Source organism: Mycolicibacterium komossense (assembly GCF_025822605.1).
Lineage (GTDB): Bacteria > Actinomycetota > Actinomycetes > Mycobacteriales > Mycobacteriaceae > Mycobacterium > Mycobacterium komossense.
Window position 1 is genome coordinate 203115 of record NZ_JACKTY010000012.1, and the last position, 16142, is coordinate 219256.

A 16142-nucleotide genomic window follows, 5' to 3' on the forward strand; every position below is an offset into this window, starting at 1 on the left:
CGCCGCATGGCCAGCATCACTGATCGAACCGTACATAGTCAAGACGGTACGAACAGTTATTGAACGAATGCGTCAGATTTTATGTCCTGGCGGAAGGGCGTTACGTTGACGACATCAGTCCGGCCGCAACGGCGGCGATGGCGCGGCATACGTCGTCGCGGGACTGAGTGCCCCGGGCGACGGTGCTGAGAGCTGCGGTCAGGGCGCCGGTGAGCAGCATGGCGATGCTTTCCGGCGCGACGGCAGATCGGGATCGTGGCTGTCGGGATACGGTCGCGGCGTAGTCCTTGGCGATGTGTTGGGCGATGACGCTGGAGGCGTGCCCGCGCACCGGGGGGAGAGCCTGGTCGAGTGACGGGTCGTCGATGGCGTAGAACCGGCCCAGCATCGGGCGTTCGGCGACATCGACGACGGCCTCGCTCATGGCCACCAGTCGGCTGGAGAAGTCTCCACCCTCGGCACCGGAATAGATCTCGGTCGCCTTGTCGATGAGCTCGTTGTTGATCTCTTCGTAGAGTTCGCAGAACAGCTGTTCGCGTCCCTGGGGGAAGTAGGTGTAGAGCGTTCCCTTGGCGGCGCCGGCGCGCTCGGCGATCTTCTCCACGGTCGCCGAGCCGAAACCGTCCTCGGAGAAGACCTCCAGGGCGGCATCGAGCAACTCGCGCCGGGTCCGTAGGCGATTGCGTTCGCGCAACGACAGTTTGGGTTCGCCGTGTTGCGTTTGCACTGTCACCAGTCATCCTCCTCGTGCGGTGATGACGCCTGCCTCACCCGGCATCTCGCCGGCCAGTCGATCTACCACCTGACACGCGTGGCAGGCAGCGTCGTCGCTGTCGCTCCTGCGAGCCTATACATCCATCCGTGGCAGGGTCGGCTGCCGCGTCGCGTCGGCGCGCTCGTGCACTCTGCGCCCGGCGAGCGGACATGCTGGGTCAGGTGCCCGGCAGCGGGCCTGTGTTAGAAGCTGATGATCTGTGGCGCACCCAACTGTTTGAGGCCTTCGACGCCGAACTCCAGGCCGTATCCGGATTGTTTGGCGCCGCCGAACGGCACCCGGGGATCGACGGCGCCGTGTTTGTTGATCCACACCGTGCCGGCTTCCAGGCGGGCCGCCACCTGCCGGGCAGCATCGGGATCGGACGACCACACCGAGGCCCCCAGGCCGACGTCGAGGGCATTGGCCATCTCGATGGCCTCCTCGATCTCTGTGTACCGCACGATCGGCAACGCCGGCCCGAACTGCTCTTCGGCGACAAGAGGATTGGAGTTGTCGATATCGGCGATCAACGTGGTGGGGTAGAAGAACCCCTGTTGGTGCGCGTCGGGTTCACCGCCGATCAGCACAGTCGCACCGCTGTCTTTGGCGGCGCGTACCAGGTTCGACACGATGTCGTACTGGGCCTTGTTCTGCAGCGGGCCCAGCACGTTCTGCTCGTCAAGGCCCACTCCCATCGGCATGTTCTCGGCTACCTGGACCAGGGCGGCGCACACCTCGCCGTAGACGTCGTCGTGGACGTAAAGCCGCTTGAGGGCAGCGCAGGTTTGGCCGGTGTTGATGAAGGCGCCCCAGAACAGGTCCTCGGCGATCGCCTGGGGATCGACATCAGGCAGCACTATCCCAGCGTCGTTGCCGCCGAGTTCGAGTGTCAGACGCTTCACCGTGTCTGCGGAGGAGCGAATGATGGCTTTACCGGTCGCCGTTGAGCCGGTGAACATGACCTTGTCGATATCAGGGTGGCTCGACAAGGCTTCGCCGACATCGCGTCCGCCGGAAACGACGTGCAGCACATCCGCCGGCATCGCGCTGTTGATCACCTGCGCCAGTGCAAGAACCGACAGGGGCGTGTATTCCGACGGTTTGAGCACCACCGTGTTGCCCATCCGCAGTGCAGGCGCCAGCTGCCAGACGCTGATCATCATGGGCCAGTTCCACGGCCCGATCGCGCCCACCACACCAAGGGGTCGGTAGTGCAACTCGGCGCGGCCGCCGTCGTCCTCTACCAGCACCTCCGGCTCGATCGGGAAGGCTGCGGTCGTGCGTAACCACGTCGCGCAGGCGCCGACCTCGAAGCGGGCGTTCGGACCGTTGAGGGGCTTGCCCTGCTCCCGCGACAGCAACTCGGCCAGCGCTTCAGCATTCGCATCGACCGCATCGGCAGCGTGAACCAGTGCTTCGCCGCGCTGAGCGTGCGAGAGCGCACCCCAGGCGGGCTGCGCGGTACGCGCGGCGGTCACCGCAGCCTGCAGGTCGGCGACCGAGTGAAACGGGGCACTCCCCACCACGGCTCCGGTGGCAGGATCGCGGATCTCGATGCCCCCGGTCGGCGCCACGATTGCAGCGAGCAACTGCTCGTAATTGAGTGCTGGGGTAGTCGCAGTAACCGTCACGGCATTTCCCTTCGTAGAGTGATGCCGATCATGCAATCATACGAATGCGTCGGTTTCTAGTCGATGCGTACAGAAATATGACGATCCGTTTAGGTGGCGCGTGTGCCGTGACGGCGTTCGTCGACAAGACCACCAGGGAGGGAGATAGTCATGGACAGTGTCGAAGTGCCGCCTCGGCTCATCATCACCGGAGGTGCCTCGGGCATCGGGGCGGCGGTGGCTCGGCTGTGGGCTGACAGCGGGGCTCACGTCGGAATAATCGTTCGCAGTGAAGAGTCGATCCACCGAGCACTCAGGGCTGAGCTGCGCGATCGGCAGGACTCACTCGAGTTCCATGTCGCCGATGTGGCCGACGAGGGTGCCGTCGCGGTTGCTGTCGATACGCTGGCAACGCGTTTGGGTGGACTCGATGCCGTGGTCGCGAGCGCGGGCATCGAAGGCGAAATGGGCGCTGCGCTCGGGGAAGTCACCTCGGAGAACTTCCGGCGCGTGCTCGACGTGAACGTACTCGGCGTCTTCCATCTCGTGAAACATGCAGTGCCGCACCTCATCAGGGCCGCTGACCCGTCCATCACCCTGATCGGCTCGGATTCTGGATTCGTGGCCGCCAAAGGAATGCTGGCCTACAACGCCTCCAAGGGTGCGCTGGCCCAGCTCACACGTGCACTCGCTGTCGAGCTATTCGACGATTGCGGCATCCGGGTGAACAGTGTGTGCCCGTCGATCGCCGACACCCCCATGGCTCGTCGCGGAATGGGAATCGATTCATTCGATGATATCGACGAGTTCCCCGTCAACTCGGCAGACGACATCGCTTGGACCGTAAGCTATCTCGCCTCTGCCCGCTCCCGCGCCATCAACGGGGTCAATTTGCTGTCCGATTTTGGATACTCCGGACGCTCGTCGTTCCCGGCCTGAGCTCGTCGGCCGTCGAAGTGCGCCGGGTAGTAAGTTCCTAGCAGGCAAAGCCGTAGCGGTCCGTGGGCCGTGCCGCCGCCACCCAAGCCAGATCACCAGTTACGCGATCAAAGCAGGCCGCGGCGACCCCGACAGCGGCGGTGGTGCGCGCTATAGGCGTCACCTTCGCGGACTCGACGAATCCGTCGACTGCTGGCGCCGGAACCTAATCCAGGTCGGCGAGGGTCCTGCGGGCAGCTTCCAGCTCGGCTTCGAGCGCGGCGACCTTGGCGGCCTGCTGGGCGCGCGCCTCTTCGATGACCGCGTCGATGGGGGTGGACAGGTCCTCATGCAGTTCCTTGGCCGCGCGGGAGACGGCGGCGGCGGCTACCGCGAGATCGCGGGCGAGGAAGGTGGTGCCCTGCTTGAGTTCCGCGCGCCATTCGCCGTCGGCGGTACCGGTGACGGTCAGGGTCAGCTCCAGGGTTTTGGTCTTCTTGCCGGTCGACCTTCTGGCCGGGGCCTTCTTGGGCGTCTCCTCGACGGGCGTCTCCTCGACGGGCGCCTCGGCGACTGGCGCCTCGGCGACTGGCGCCTCGGGCGCCGGCGTACTCAACGGTGAGTTGTTCTCGAAAGATGGAATGAGAGTGTCGAAGTCGGTGGACGGCGCTTCTGCTGGCAAGGTGTCTACAGTCATCGGTGCGGCGATCTCCTCCGGAATGTCGCCCGCATTGCGCGGGCTGGGACGGAAGCTTCAGTAGAACATACGTTCGACGTCGGAGCCAAGTCGCCGCGCGTCAGCTGTCGCACCCAATGTCATCGCCGCGACGAAACCCACCATTGATGGTGATGACACCCACGCCGGAGATGGTCCAACTCATAGCGGCGTGACGGCCACCGCAACCTCATTGCGCCGGCGGAACGGCAAGGTCCACGGCGGATCATAGAACCAGGCGTTAGGTTCACCGTTTGGCTTGAAACCGTTGTCCTGCAACGTATCCAGCAGGTGCACGGTGCGTGAGGCGACAGCTTTCGGGCTGCGGTCTCCGGTGAAACGCAAGACGGCCAGCGTTTCGGCGGGCACTGTCACCAACACGATTGAACTGTCGTTCGGAGTCGGCAGTTCCTCCATGGTCAGCTCGGCCGGCATGAAGAACCTGATCACCGATCCGCCTTCTGGGTCGGCCTCCTGCGACACCGGCGCCGTCATGGCGATTTTCTGTCCTGCCTGCTGCGACACCGGGGCCGTCATCGCGATCTTGGTATTGCGGTGATTGCCGCCGAAGATATAGCCCGCCAACCGTCGGAACCCGGTGCTGCGGGCAGCAGATTCGTCATCGCCGAACACGGTAGTCTGCGCGGCGATCCGCTCCTCGTAGCGTCGGATCTCGACATTGTGGGTCAGCCGGGTGTGCGTATACGGCGGCTCCTCAGTGCCGGCTCGCACTCCGATCACCGACCCGATTCCGTCGGCCACTTGACGCGCAAACGCGACAATAGAATTCCCCATGCCCGCATCTATACCCGCTCATGCGCCGGTCACGCTGCAGGCAAATCTGTCGGAACAATGACCGTACTTCAGCAGCACCGCGGCGCCTGGGGGCGCTGCGCCAACTGCGCATGTTCGGCTCCGTCGATGCCGCCGATCGCGCGGAGGAACGCATCGAGGTCGATCCGTTGCCCGCTCACCCACGTCCCGCTCACCTGAGCCAACTCGGCCAGTCGCGCCGGGTCGACGGCGTAGGGATCGGCGGTCAGCTCGACGAAGTCGGCGTACTTGCCCACGCTGATCGAACCGACCAGGTTCTCGCGGTTCAGTGTCCTGGCGGCATTGATCGTCTGGGCTTTCAGCGCCTCGTCGAGCGAGATGGCTTGTTCTGGGCCGTGCACATTGCCTGCTCTGGTGCGCCGGGAGACCGCGGTCTGGATGTTGGTCACCGGCGTCGGCGGAGATACCGAGCCGTCGTTGTGGAAGGAGACGCAGGCACCCGAGTCGACGGCGGCGGCGAACGATTGCCAGGGGCCGCCGTGTTCGTGATCGAAGATCTGGCCGTCGAGTAGGTCGCCCCAAAAGTAGTACTGAAACGGCGACATGGAGACGTACACGCCGAGCCGGGCGGCCCGGTCGAAGTGCGCTCGAGTGCCCGCACCGGCATGTTCCAGGCGCCACCGATGGTCGGTACCCAGCAGGTTATGGCGTTGCAGCGCATCCTCATACGCGTCGAGCGCCAGTTCGAGCGCGAGATCGCCGTTGGCGTGGAACGCCATCTGCCAGCCGGCCGGCGCGGCCAGGTCGAGGATCGCGTCGAGCTGTGCTCGGGTGTAGTTCATCGACTTCGGCCCACCGGCCGTCGCCGGGTCGATACCGGCCAGCCTGGTCGCTTCACTGTCGAGGTACGGGAACGAGATCGCTACATTGCCCACCCACACCGACCCGTCGGTCCACAGCTTCACCCCGGCCTTAGTGAGCATCGCCTCGTCGGCGGCGAAGGTCACCGGCTCGGTGTAGCTGTCTGTCGTCGACATTTCCCACATGCTGACGCGCAACGGGCACGACGGCGCCGCCGCGAGCGCTTCGTAACCGGCTTTGAACTGCGGGTCGTAGGCCATGTCCGAGGTCGAGGTGTACCCGCCGCGCGACATCGCCGCGAAGTAGTGCGCCCCGCTGACCAGCGGGTTGGCCAGCTGGGCCATCAATGGTCCGGCGACGGCCAGCACGACGGGCAGCTCGAAACCCTGCCCGTTCAGGCTGCCGTCGGGATTGCGCCCGAAATGCGAGGCGACCGGGTCGGCGGGTGGCGCCGCATCCCAGCCGTTGCTCTGGATGAGTGCGCTGTTGAAGTACACGCCGTGCCCGGAGTTGTCGCTGACCATCGTGACCCGGTCCCCGAAGATCGCATCGAGATCGACGGCCTTGGGGGAGGGGTGCTGGTGCAGGAGCGCGTCGAACCCGGCGAACCACAACGGTTCCGCGGGGTCGGTATCGGCGATCGCGTCGGCGAAGATCTTTTCCACGTCGGCCCACGTCGGGGCATCCCACGGGGCGATCGAGCGAGCCGGGGGCTGCGTCGCGATTCCGCTGACCAGTGGGTGGCCATGCGGCTCAACGAATCCGGGCAACAACGCGGCCGCACCGGTATCGACCACTTCGGCGCCGGGCAGCCTTGCCGTGCAGTCGGCCACCGAGCCGACCGCGACGATCCGGCCATCCGATACCGCCACTGCCTGTGCCCGCGGGATGTCGGGGTCCATGGTGATTACCGTTGTGGCTGTGAGTATCTGATCGGTCATTGGGCCAGTATCCGGTACAGCCGACCGACTATGTGGGCATTGGCCGATGAGGTGTCACGCCGGGGGTGCGAAGAACTCCAGCGCGATGCCGTCGGGGTCACGGAAACCCAGTCCCGAGCCGTAGTGCGCATCGACGATGCCGCCGTGATCGATGCCCAATGCGTCGAGTCGCTCTACCCAGGCCTCCAGCTCGGCCCGTGACGCACAGCCGAAACCGACGTGGTCCAGCCCGGCGCGATATTCGCTGAACGGTTGATCGGCCCCGCCGCCGGTGTGCTGGTGCAGACCGAACAGGGTGCCGTCGCCGAACGCGTACACCACGTGGTGATAGCCCGCTTCGGTGTCCTCGTCGAGTACCGGGTCGGCACCGATGAGGTCGCGGTACCAGGGTGCGCTCACCGCGAGGTCACGCACGGTGACGGCGACGTGGTTCAGAGACGGGAAAGTGGGTGAAGCAGGCATACGGACATCCTCGTTCGTGTGTGGTCGATCACTCCACGAACCAGCCAACCATACGTTCAGACAATCCCCACGGTGTTGTACGCGTTGGTGACCGCCTGCAGTTGGGCCGGGGTGAAGCCGTATTGGGCTGCGGTATCCAGGACCGCGGCCCGGCCGTCGCTGAAGTCGGCGCCGGGGCTCAGTCGGTACAGCGAGTGGTAGTACACCTTGGCCCAGGTCGCCTCGGAGATATCGGCGGTGGCCGGGTCGGTCATCATCAGATAGGCGGCGTGGCTGAAGATGGTGCTGTTGTAGTGTTCGCCGCCGTTGTCACTGGTACCGGTGTAGCGGTCGGCGTAGTTGGCTTTGTACCCCGCGATCGACGTCGGATCCGCCAGGTTGCGCAGCGGGCCGCCCGGAAAGTCGGAATCCTCACCCATCAGCCAACGGTCCGGCCCGGTCTTGCCCTCGATCAAGCTGCCCATGATGTCGGCGTACGCCTCGTTGAGGGCGCCGGGCTCCCCGCCGGACAGGGGCGAATCACCGTTGCCCACAGCGTAACTCACCACGCCGTGGGTGTATTCGTGCGCGACGATGTCCAGTGCCGACCCCAGCTCGGAGCCGTCGCCGAAGACGAACTGCTGCGCATCCGGATCCCAGTAGGCGTTGTTGTACGGCTGCAGCGCACCGAACAACGGGCCGTACGGGTTGTAGCGGACGCTGACCTCGACCGGCGCGCCATTGCCGTTGAACGACGTGAGTCCGAGGACGTTGTCGTAATAGTCGTAGGTTTCCGCCACATTGGCCTGGGCGGAAATGGCCGACGGGTCCCAGCCGAAGATGCCCTGGAAGGACTGGTTGCCCGGCAGCGCCGGCATGCCGATGAAGAACCAGTACGCGGTCTCGAACGTCGAGATGGTCCGCGGCACATCCTGCAGGCTGTTCAACGTGAAGATCAGCAGGTTCAGGCTGGAGATGTTGACCGTCCGGCTGTTGCCGAGTTCATCTGTGGCAGTGGTGCTTCCGGGAACGGTCGCAAACGCCTGTGCATTGGACTTGGCCACGACGACCGTGCCGGCAGCGGCGCCGTTGGCGGCGACGTAGTAGGTCGAACCGGTATCGGTGGCGGTCACCCCGAGCGCGCTCGCGGTCTGTGATGGGTCGACGACCACCTTCCACGCCAGCTGCGGGGCGCTGTTGGCGTCGAGGGCGTAGACCACCAGCTGGGGTTTGACCGATGGGACGGCCAGCGCCGTCGAAATGGCCCGGCCGATCGGATCGCTGGTCGAGGTGCCCGCATACGCTGAGATCGCGGCGGCTGCCGCTTGGGCGCTGGTGGCGTTGGTGGTCAGGTCGACGTCATCGGTACGGGCGTCGAGATTATTGAAAACTGCTGTCACGGTGCCGTTTTGGTCGGCGACCACGATTACCTCGCTGCCCAGCACCGGCACTCCACTGATGCTGTCGTGGAATCGGTAGAAGGTCTCGGCGACATCGCCGGCGTCGGTGGTGCCGGCGTGCTGGACGGTGATGCTGTCAGGGGTGGCGAAACCAGAAGCTGCGCCCAGAATGGGGGCCAAGCTGTTGAGCAGCGCTGCGGCTTCGCTCGCCGAGGTGACTTTGGTGCTGGTGAACGTGCCAGTGATGACGCGCACGGACCCGTCTTTGTTCTGGCTCACCGAGACGTCGGGTTGGGCACTGAGCGCGGCGACCTGGTCGGTGTCGACAGCGCCGGCCCGGCTCGAGCCCTGGCCGGACACGGTGGTCTGCGCGGCGGGAACCCGGCTGCCGCTGGCGTGCGAGGAGCGGACGCCCGACAACAGCGATTCGACGACGGCTTGAGTGGGAGCGGCCGGGGCAGGGGACTTCTTCGTGGACCCCACACCCGAGTCGGAGCTCAGATGCGAGGAACGGGCCGAACTCTTGGCCGCGCCCGCGGGCTTGGCGCCGGCGCTCGCGGTATGTCCCGCATCGGATGAGTCGCCGGTGCTGGCTGAAGCGACACCCTGGCCCACCGCGACGGCGGCACCCAGGCCGACCGCGACAGCGGCAGCGCGGAACCACATGACGTGCGGATCCGCGGGTCGACGATGTTGTGCAGTCATATTTCCCCCTCGACAGTGCACATAAGCTACCAATACAGCTACCGAGCGACGGCGTTTCCGCGGCCAAGTCGCGCGCCGACGATGGCAGGACGATCCCACGGCCGTCGCACACCGTGCCCCGCTCATCCCGCGGGTACCGCTGGTAACGCCAGATTTGGCTCTGAGGTGCGATTATTATGTGGATCTGCCATACCGTCGCCGACCGCCGTTCGAGCCGCCGCCGGTGCGTCAGACTCCGAGACGCGTTCGTCAGGGCCCGGAAGCCAGTGGGCGGTCGCGCTGTCATGGCGAACATCGGGGCCCGGCCGGCAACCGCCGGACGCGATTCGGGACGCAAATCAGCGCGGCCGGCCCGACGCGAAGGGCCCGTGTGAACCGGTTGCCCACCTGTGAGACGCTGCCGGGGTGATTGCGCCGACACGTCCCAAACGAGGCGGTCGTGCCGCGGGAGTGCTCATCGGTTTCCTGGCCGATGTGGCGTTCGCCGACCCGCGCCGGGGCCATCCCGTCGCCGGCTTCGGCACCGTGGCAGCCCAGCTGGAACGGATCACCTATCGCGACTCCCGACTGGCAGGCGCAATGCACACCGCCACCCTGCTGGCCGCGTTGGCGGTCGGCGCGAAGACGGCAGAACGGGCCGCCGCGCATCGGGGGCGGGTGTGGTCGGCGACCGCGGTGGCCGCCGCGACCTGGGCGGCGCTCGGTGGCACCTCACTGGCCCGGACCGGCGTGCAGATGGCCGATCTGCTCGACAGTGACGACATCTCCGCCGCGCGGGCGCTGCTGCCCTCGCTGTGTGGCCGCGACCCGGCCATGCTCGACAGCGACGGCCTGACTCGGGCCGCCCTGGAATCGATCGCCGAGAACACCTCAGACGCGCAGGTGGCACCGGTGTTGTGGGCGGCCGTCGGCGGGGTGCCGGGTGTGGTGGTTTACCGCGGGATCAACACCCTCGACGCGATGATCGGGCACCGGTCCCCGCGCTACGCCCAGTTCGGTTGGGCGGCGGCGCGAATCGACGATCTGGCGAACTATGTCGGCGCGCGGGTGGCGGGGGCACTGGTGGTGGTGTGCGCACCGGTGGTCGGTGGGTCCGCGATGGGCGCGCTGCGGGCGTGGGTGCATGACGCTGCCAAACATCCCAGCCCGAATGCCGGTGTGGTCGAGGCCGCGTTCGCCGGGGCACTCGGCGTCCAGTTGGGCGGACCGACCCAGTACCGGCATGAACTGCAGATCCGGCCGACGCTCGGCACCGGACCGGCCCCCGGCGTCGCGGATCTGCGGCGCGCGGTGGCGCTGTCGCAGGCAGTTCAGCTTTCGGCGGCCACGGTGGCTGTCGTGGTGGCGGCCGTCGGGCTCAGTGCCGCCGGCCGTAGCGGTCGGCGAGCTTCTGCTCGACGGTGATCGGCGCGGGCTGACCCTCGCCGTCGAGCTGTGGTTCGGCCTGTTCACGTTCGCGTCTGCGCACTTTGATCTCCGAGTACGCGAAGTAGCCGAGACCGATCGGCGCGACGATGCCGAAGACGATCCATTGGATGCCGTAGGACAGGAACGGCCCGGCATCCAGGTGTGGCAGCGCGATGACGCCGAGGCCGCCGGGCTGATTGTCGACCAACTGCAGATATGCCCCGGTCAGCGGCACACCGACCAGGGTCGAGATCTGTGCGGTGTCGATGGCGTACACCTGCTCGACGCCGTCGGCCCGGAACGGATCCTTGCCCGCCGGTGCGGTTTCGGAGTCCCGCAGCCGCGCGGTGATCGTCACGGTACCCGTCGGAGCCGCGGCGAAAGCAGGCACTTTCGACCCGCCTTCGGGCCGGACATAGCCCCGGTCGACCAGCACGGTCGGGCCACCATCGACCACGAACGGCACCAGCACCTCGAACGCCGGGTCGCTGTCCACGACGCGGAGTCGGGCCAGTACCTGATGGTCCGGCAGGTAGTGCCCGGTCGCTGTCACCCGGCGCCACTGCGCCTCGGGTGCCGACGAATTCTGCTGCGGCAGAATCGATGTCACGGCAACCGGATCGGCGGTGAGTGACGATGCGATCTGGTCGTTCTCGTGCGAGGTCCTGGTATTCTTGCCCAGCTGCCATGGCGCCAGCACGGTGAAGCACAGGTAGGCGAACGCCCCGACCACGACGGCCAGCGCCAGCCAGCCGGGTTTGAACAGAAATGCCAGTCGTTTCATCGTCTTGTTCCAGCGGTGGTTGCCCCGAGTTGGTCGTCGACCCAATCGTGCAACCCGGGCAGCGATGCCTCGATGACGGAGTAGGTCTCTTCGAAGTCGTCGTGGTCGCCGTAGTACGGATCCTCGACGTCGAGGGCATGCGCACCCGACTTGGGATCGAAGGACCGCAGCATCCGGATCCGGTCGGGTTCGACGCCGAGCTCGGTGAGCAGCCGGACGTGGTTGCGCCCCAGCGCTACCACCAGGTCCGCCGACAGATGGTCGTCGGCGAGCTGTGCGGCGCAATGCTCGGTTGGGTAGCCGTGCGCCCGCAGCACCCGGTTGGCGCGTTCGTCGGCGCCGTCGCCCGCATGCCAACCGCCGGTGCCGGCGCTGGTGACCCGGACCTGGTCGCCCAGTCCGCGGCGCTGGATCTGCTCGGCGAACATCTTCTCGGCCATCGGGGAGCGGCAGATGTTGCCCGAGCAGACGAATGTCACGTGTAAAGGAGAATCAGACACCGAGCACCTCGCGCAGCGCGCCCACGGTCGCGACGTGGGCAAACGGGGTATGCACGGCGTGTCCGCCCGCTGCATCGCCGAAATCGGACTGCCCGTAGCCCCAACCGACGACCACTGTCTCGATGCCGTGCTCCGCCGCCCCCTCGACGTCGTGGCTGCGGTCACCGACCATCAGTACCCGCTCCGGTAGCGGCGAGAGTTGCGCCAACGCGTGGGCCACCACCTCGGCCTTGGCCGCGCGGGTGCCGTCCACACTGGCGCCGGCGATGACCTCGAAATACTCGTCCAGACCGAAATGAGCGAGTATCCGGCGGGCCGTCGGTTCCGCTTTCGAGGTCGCCACCGCAAGCCGCACACCAGCGGACTTCAGGTCCGCCAGCAGCTGCGGGATACCGTCGAACAGGCTGTTCATCGACCACCCGCGGGCGGTGTAGTCCGCGCGGTACGCCGCGACCGCGATATCGGCTTGCTCACCCAGACCCATGCCCCGCAGCGTCTGGTGCATGGGTGGCCCGACAACTCGGCTGGCCAGGTCGCCGTCGGGCGCGACGGCGCCGATCTGGGCCAACGCGTGCCGGAAGCTGGAGACGATTCCTTCCGCAGAATCCGTCAGGGTGCCGTCCAGGTCGAAGAGCACCAGCTGTGGCTTGTCGGCCAGGGGCGGTTCGCTCACGTTGCCATTCTCTCTCATCGCTTCGCGGGCCCGATGGCCACACAGCGCTGATCTGTCGCCCACTACTGTGCGATGTGTGACAGTGCGGCTCGCGGACGTGATCGACGTGCTGGACGCGGCCTACCCGCCGCGGCTGGCCCAGTCGTGGGATTCCGTCGGCCTGGTCTGCGGCGATCCCGACGAAACAATCGGATCGGTGACAATCGCGGTGGATGCGACGGCCGCCGTTGTCGACGAAGTGCCCGAGGGCGGGTTGCTCCTGGCGCACCATCCGTTGTTGCTCCGCGGGGTGGACTCCGTGGCCGCCGACACACCCAAGGGTGCGCTGGTACATCGGCTGATCCGCACGGGCCGGTCGTTGTTCACCGCGCACACCAATGCCGACTCGGCCGCACCAGGAGTGTCCGACGCGTTGGCCCACGCCCTCGGCTTGACCGTGCAGGACGTCCTCGAACCGCAGATGGCCACCGACCTGGACAAGTGGGCCGTCTTCGTCCCGCCGGCGCACGCCGACGCGGTCCGAGCCGCGGTGTTCGCCGCCGGTGCTGGGCAGATCGGCGACTACTCGCACTGCAGCTGGAGCGTCACCGGCACCGGGCAGTTCCTGCCGACCTGGGGGGCGTCACCCGCGATCGGCACCGTCGGCGCGCTGGAACTGCTGCCCGAGGACCGCGTCGAGTTCGTCGCACCCGCTCGGCTGCGGGCGGCGGTGCTCACGGCGATCCGCACGGCGCACCCGTACGAAGAACCGGCCTTCGACGTGCTCGCGCTGGCCCCACTGCCGACCGGCACCGGGATCGGTCGCATCGCGACGCTACCGAAGCCGGAACCGTTGCGCGACTTCGTCACCCGGGTTGCGGCCGGGCTACCGGCGACCAGCTGGGGAGTGCGGGCGGCGGGCGATCCCGATCTGCCGGTCTCGCGGGTGGCCGTTTGTGGCGGAGCGGGTGATTCCTTACTGGACGCGGCGGCGGCCGCTGACGTGCAGGCCTACGTGACGGCCGACCTGCGACATCACCCGGCCGATGAACACCTGCGGAGATCGTCGGTGGCCCTGGTGGACGTGGCGCACTGGGCCAGCGAGTATCCGTGGTGCGCGCAGGCGGCTGACTTGCTGCGCGCCCATTTCACCACTGCACTGGCGGTGCGAGTTTCGGACCTTCGCACCGACCCCTGGAACCTGGACGCACGTCCATGAGAGAGACACGGGCATGAAAGCTGAAGTGACACAGCAGCGGTCGCTGCTGGAATTGACGGAGTTGGATGCCGAGCTGAGCCGGCTCGCGCATCGGTCCACCCACCTCGCCGAACAGCAGCAGTACGAACAGCTGCAGAGCGAGCATCAGGCCGCCAACGACCGGCTGGCGGTGCTCCAGATTGCGCTGGACGATCTCGACGGCCAGACCGCCCGGTTCGAAGCGGAGATCGACGGGGTTCGGCAACGCGAAGACCGGGACAGGTCCCTGCTGAACTCGGGAAGCGCAGCGGCCAAACAACTTTCCGAGCTGCAACACGAACTGGAGACCCTGGAACGGCGGCAGGCGTCGTTGGAGGACTCGCTACTTGAAGTCATGGAGCGCCGCGAGGAATTGCAGAAGCAGCAATCCGATGAGCTCGCGGTCATCGACCGGCTGCAGAACGAGCTGGGTGGCGTGGGGCAGGCACGCGACACCGCGATGGAGGACATCGAGTCGACCCGTCGGCTGAAGGTGCAGCGGCGTGAAGGTGTCACCGCCTCCCTCGACGCCGACCTGCTGGCGCTCTATGAGCGGCTGCGCGCCACCTCCGGGATCGGGGCGGGTGCGCTGCAGGGCCGGCGCTGCGGAGCGTGCCGCATCGAGATCGACTCCGGTGAGCTGTCCCGGATCGCCGCCGCCGACGAAGACGAGGTACTGCGGTGCCCGGAGTGTGGATCGATCCTGTTGCGGGTCAAGGGGTTCGCCTAGTGAAGGTGCAGGTCGAGGCAGACGGCGGCTCGCGGGGCAATCCCGGCCCGGCCGGCTTCGGGTCGGTGGTGTTCACCGCGGATCGGACCGCGGTGCTCGCCGAGGCCAAGCAGGCGATCGGCTGGGCAACCAACAACGTCGCCGAATACCGGGGCCTGATCGCAGGATTGGAAGAGGCGGCGAGCGTCGGCGCCACCGAGGTCGCGGTGGCGATGGACTCCAAACTGGTCGTCGAGCAGATGTCGGGCCGCTGGAAGGTCAAGCATCCGGACCTGATCGAACTGAACCGGCAGGCCAAGGCGCTGGCTTCGCGGTTCGACCGGATCAGCTACCGCTGGATCCCGCGGGCTCAGAACTCCCACGCCGACCGGCTGGCCAACGAAGCGATGGACGCCGCAGGCGTATTCGATGCGCAGCCTTCGCCGACGCCCATTGCGGTCGGCGAGGCGAGCACCGAGGTTCGGACGAATCCGGCCGGCTGGACCGGTGCCCGGGGCGCACCGACGCGGCTGTTCCTGTTGCGGCATGGGCAGACCGAATTGTCGGTGGACCGGCGCTATTCGGGGCGCGGTAATCCGGCGCTGACCGAACTGGGCCGGCGCCAGGCCGATGCCGCCGCGGCCTACCTGGGTGCGCAGGGCGGAATCGACGCCGTGGTGACCTCACCGCTGCAGCGCGCGTACGACACCGCAGCGGCCGCTGCCAAGGCGCTAGGGCTCGACGTCACCGTCGACGACGATCTGATCGAAACCGACTTCGGCGACTGGGAGGGCCTGACTTTCGGCGAGGCGAGCGCGGCAAGCCCTGCGCTGCATGACCGTTGGCTCAGCGACACCAGCGTGCCGCCACCCGGTGGTGAGAGCTTCGACCAGGTGCACGACCGGGTCCGTCGCGCCAGGACGCGCATCATCTCGGAGTACGGTGGCGCCACCGTACTGGTGGTGTCGCATGTGACACCGATCAAGACGATGCTGCGGATGGCCCTCGACGCGGGCCCGTCGATTCTCTACCGGCTGCACCTCGACCTGGCGTCCCTCTCGATCGCCGAGTTCTATCCTGACGGTGCGGCATCGGTGCGATTGGTGAACCAGACCTCGTATCTGTAGCTCAGTTGTGCAGGTGCAGCCGTTCCCCGCGCGGGCCGAAGATCGCGATCAACTCCACGGGACCGTCGACCGCACCGAACCAATGCGGAGTCCACGTGCTGAATTCGGCTGCCTCACCCGGCTTGATGGTGAAATCCCGCTCACCGAGCACCAACCGGAGCCGACCGGAGAGCACGTAAATCCAGTCCTGGCCCTCGTGCACCGGCAATTCCGCAGGCGGGGTGTTGCGCTTGGCGCTGACCCGGATCTTGAAGGCGTGTTGCCCCCCGGCCGGCCCCTGTCGGGTCAGTGGCCAATACGTTGCGCCGTCGCGGGTGTGCGCGCTGCCCCGCACCCGTGGATCGGCTTGCTCGGGCTCTCGTAGGAGTTCGTCGGTGGTGACCGCCAGTGCTTCTGCCAGCCGGGGCAGGTGGTCCAGTGCCAATCGGCGCTTGCCGGATTCGAGTCGACTCAGGGTAGACACGTCGATTCGGGCCCGCGTCGCGACGTCGTCGAGCGTCATCCCCTTGCTGACCCGCAGTTCGCGCAGCCGTCGGCGAACGCGGAGGTCGACGTCCTCGTCCGGGGTGGACTCGGCGTCCTTTGCCTGCATGGCAAATCAGCT

16 protein-coding genes are annotated in these 16142 nt (G+C 66.8%); 5 read left to right on the forward strand and 11 right to left on the reverse strand.

The features are described from left to right. Nucleotides 1-100: 100 nt before the first annotated feature. Together H7J73_RS02925 and H7J73_RS02930 are read right to left on the reverse strand one after the other, a co-directional pair. Nucleotides 101-733: a TetR/AcrR family transcriptional regulator gene (locus tag H7J73_RS02925; protein WP_264065733.1), complete on the reverse strand. Its 633-nt coding sequence runs from the start codon at nucleotides 731-733 to the stop codon at nucleotides 101-103. Between the two features lie 224 nt (nucleotides 734-957). Beyond that, nucleotides 958-2388: an aldehyde dehydrogenase family protein gene (locus tag H7J73_RS02930; protein ID WP_264065734.1), complete on the reverse strand. Its 1431-nt coding sequence runs from the start codon at nucleotides 2386-2388 to the stop codon at nucleotides 958-960. Between the two features lie 150 nt (nucleotides 2389-2538). Here H7J73_RS02930 and H7J73_RS02935 point away from each other — a divergent pair, with 150 nt between their 5' ends. Further along, a complete protein-coding gene (locus H7J73_RS02935) occupies nucleotides 2539-3306 on the forward strand; it encodes an SDR family NAD(P)-dependent oxidoreductase (protein ID WP_264065735.1) in 768 nt (255 codons plus the stop codon). A 205-nt stretch (nucleotides 3307-3511) separates the two neighbouring features. Here H7J73_RS02935 and H7J73_RS02940 read toward each other — a convergent pair whose 3' ends face one another. The 5 genes from H7J73_RS02940 to H7J73_RS02960 form a co-directional block, all read right to left on the reverse strand. Further along, entirely contained in the window at nucleotides 3512-3901 is a 390-nt protein-coding gene (locus tag H7J73_RS02940; RefSeq protein WP_264065997.1) for a DUF6319 family protein, read from the reverse strand. A gap of 261 nt (nucleotides 3902-4162) precedes the next feature. Further along, complete coding sequence (locus H7J73_RS02945; protein WP_264065736.1) at nucleotides 4163-4795, reverse strand: SOUL family heme-binding protein; 633 nt, start codon at nucleotides 4793-4795, stop codon at nucleotides 4163-4165. Between the two features lie 68 nt (nucleotides 4796-4863). Next, on the reverse strand, nucleotides 4864-6576 hold the full coding sequence (locus H7J73_RS02950; protein ID WP_264065737.1) for an amidohydrolase: 1713 nt from the start codon (nucleotides 6574-6576) through the stop codon (nucleotides 4864-4866). 54 nt (nucleotides 6577-6630) lie between these two features. Beyond that, nucleotides 6631-7038 (reverse strand): VOC family protein, encoded by a 408-nt coding sequence (locus H7J73_RS02955; protein WP_264065738.1) that lies wholly within the window; start codon nucleotides 7036-7038, stop codon nucleotides 6631-6633. A gap of 56 nt (nucleotides 7039-7094) precedes the next feature. Beyond that, on the reverse strand, nucleotides 7095-9122 hold the full coding sequence (locus H7J73_RS02960) for a M4 family metallopeptidase (protein WP_264065739.1): 2028 nt from the start codon (nucleotides 9120-9122) through the stop codon (nucleotides 7095-7097). A gap of 405 nt (nucleotides 9123-9527) precedes the next feature. Here H7J73_RS02960 and H7J73_RS02965 point away from each other — a divergent pair, with 405 nt between their 5' ends. Further along, the gene (locus tag H7J73_RS02965; RefSeq protein WP_264065740.1) at nucleotides 9528-10526 is read left to right on the forward strand and encodes a cobalamin biosynthesis protein; all 999 of its coding nucleotides are present in this window, start codon (nucleotides 9528-9530) and stop codon (nucleotides 10524-10526) included. Here H7J73_RS02965 and H7J73_RS02970 read toward each other — a convergent pair. Genes H7J73_RS02970 through H7J73_RS02980 form a run of 3 tightly spaced genes read right to left on the reverse strand, consistent with a single transcriptional unit; the run spans nucleotide 10480 to nucleotide 12504 of the window. Continuing rightward, nucleotides 10480-11313: an SURF1 family cytochrome oxidase biogenesis protein gene (locus H7J73_RS02970; RefSeq protein WP_264065741.1), complete on the reverse strand. Its 834-nt coding sequence runs from the start codon at nucleotides 11311-11313 to the stop codon at nucleotides 10480-10482. The genes H7J73_RS02965 and H7J73_RS02970 overlap by 47 nt on opposite strands. Then, complete coding sequence (locus H7J73_RS02975; protein WP_264065742.1) at nucleotides 11310-11813, reverse strand: low molecular weight protein-tyrosine-phosphatase; 504 nt, start codon at nucleotides 11811-11813, stop codon at nucleotides 11310-11312. The genes H7J73_RS02970 and H7J73_RS02975 overlap by 4 nt, the downstream gene beginning before the upstream one ends. Beyond that, nucleotides 11806-12504 (reverse strand): HAD-IA family hydrolase, encoded by a 699-nt coding sequence (locus H7J73_RS02980; RefSeq protein ID WP_435405410.1) that lies wholly within the window; start codon nucleotides 12502-12504, stop codon nucleotides 11806-11808. The genes H7J73_RS02975 and H7J73_RS02980 overlap by 8 nt, the downstream gene beginning before the upstream one ends. A 58-nt stretch (nucleotides 12505-12562) precedes the next feature. On the opposite strand from H7J73_RS02980, the gene H7J73_RS02985 reads away from it, so the two are divergent. Genes H7J73_RS02985 through H7J73_RS02995 form a run of 3 tightly spaced genes read left to right on the forward strand, consistent with a single transcriptional unit; the run spans nucleotide 12563 to nucleotide 15538 of the window. Beyond that, on the forward strand, nucleotides 12563-13684 hold the full coding sequence (locus H7J73_RS02985) for a Nif3-like dinuclear metal center hexameric protein (protein WP_264065744.1): 1122 nt from the start codon (nucleotides 12563-12565) through the stop codon (nucleotides 13682-13684). A 13-nt stretch (nucleotides 13685-13697) separates the two neighbouring features. After that, a complete protein-coding gene (locus tag H7J73_RS02990; RefSeq protein WP_264065745.1) occupies nucleotides 13698-14432 on the forward strand; it encodes a zinc ribbon domain-containing protein in 735 nt (244 codons plus the stop codon). Further along, complete coding sequence (locus H7J73_RS02995; RefSeq protein ID WP_264065746.1) at nucleotides 14432-15538, forward strand: bifunctional RNase H/acid phosphatase; 1107 nt, start codon at nucleotides 14432-14434, stop codon at nucleotides 15536-15538. The genes H7J73_RS02990 and H7J73_RS02995 overlap by 1 nt, the downstream gene beginning before the upstream one ends. A 1-nt stretch (nucleotide 15539) precedes the next feature. On the opposite strand, the gene H7J73_RS03000 is transcribed toward H7J73_RS02995, so the two are convergent. After that, the gene (locus H7J73_RS03000; protein ID WP_264065747.1) at nucleotides 15540-16130 is read right to left on the reverse strand and encodes a helix-turn-helix domain-containing protein; all 591 of its coding nucleotides are present in this window, start codon (nucleotides 16128-16130) and stop codon (nucleotides 15540-15542) included. Nucleotides 16131-16142 lie beyond the last annotated feature (12 nt).

Excerpts from the sequence above, each read along its gene's own strand:
- H7J73_RS02935 (WP_264065735.1), top strand. The coding sequence starts at position 2,539 with ATGGACAGTGTCGAAGTGCCGCCTCGGCTCATCATCACCGGAGGTGCC.
- H7J73_RS02945 (WP_264065736.1), bottom strand. The coding sequence starts at position 4,795 with ATGGGGAATTCTATTGTCGCGTTTGCGCGTCAAGTGGCCGACGGAATC.
- H7J73_RS02950 (WP_264065737.1), bottom strand. The coding sequence starts at position 6,576 with ATGACCGATCAGATACTCACAGCCACAACGGTAATCACCATGGACCCC.
- H7J73_RS02955 (WP_264065738.1), bottom strand. The coding sequence starts at position 7,038 with ATGCCTGCTTCACCCACTTTCCCGTCTCTGAACCACGTCGCCGTCACC.
- H7J73_RS02960 (WP_264065739.1), bottom strand. The coding sequence starts at position 9,122 with ATGACTGCACAACATCGTCGACCCGCGGATCCGCACGTCATGTGGTTC.
- H7J73_RS02970 (WP_264065741.1), bottom strand. The coding sequence starts at position 11,313 with ATGAAACGACTGGCATTTCTGTTCAAACCCGGCTGGCTGGCGCTGGCC.
- H7J73_RS02980 (WP_435405410.1), bottom strand. The coding sequence starts at position 12,504 with ATGAGAGAGAATGGCAACGTGAGCGAACCGCCCCTGGCCGACAAGCCA.
- H7J73_RS02990 (WP_264065745.1), top strand. The coding sequence starts at position 13,698 with ATGAAAGCTGAAGTGACACAGCAGCGGTCGCTGCTGGAATTGACGGAG.
- H7J73_RS03000 (WP_264065747.1), bottom strand. The coding sequence starts at position 16,130 with ATGCAGGCAAAGGACGCCGAGTCCACCCCGGACGAGGACGTCGACCTC.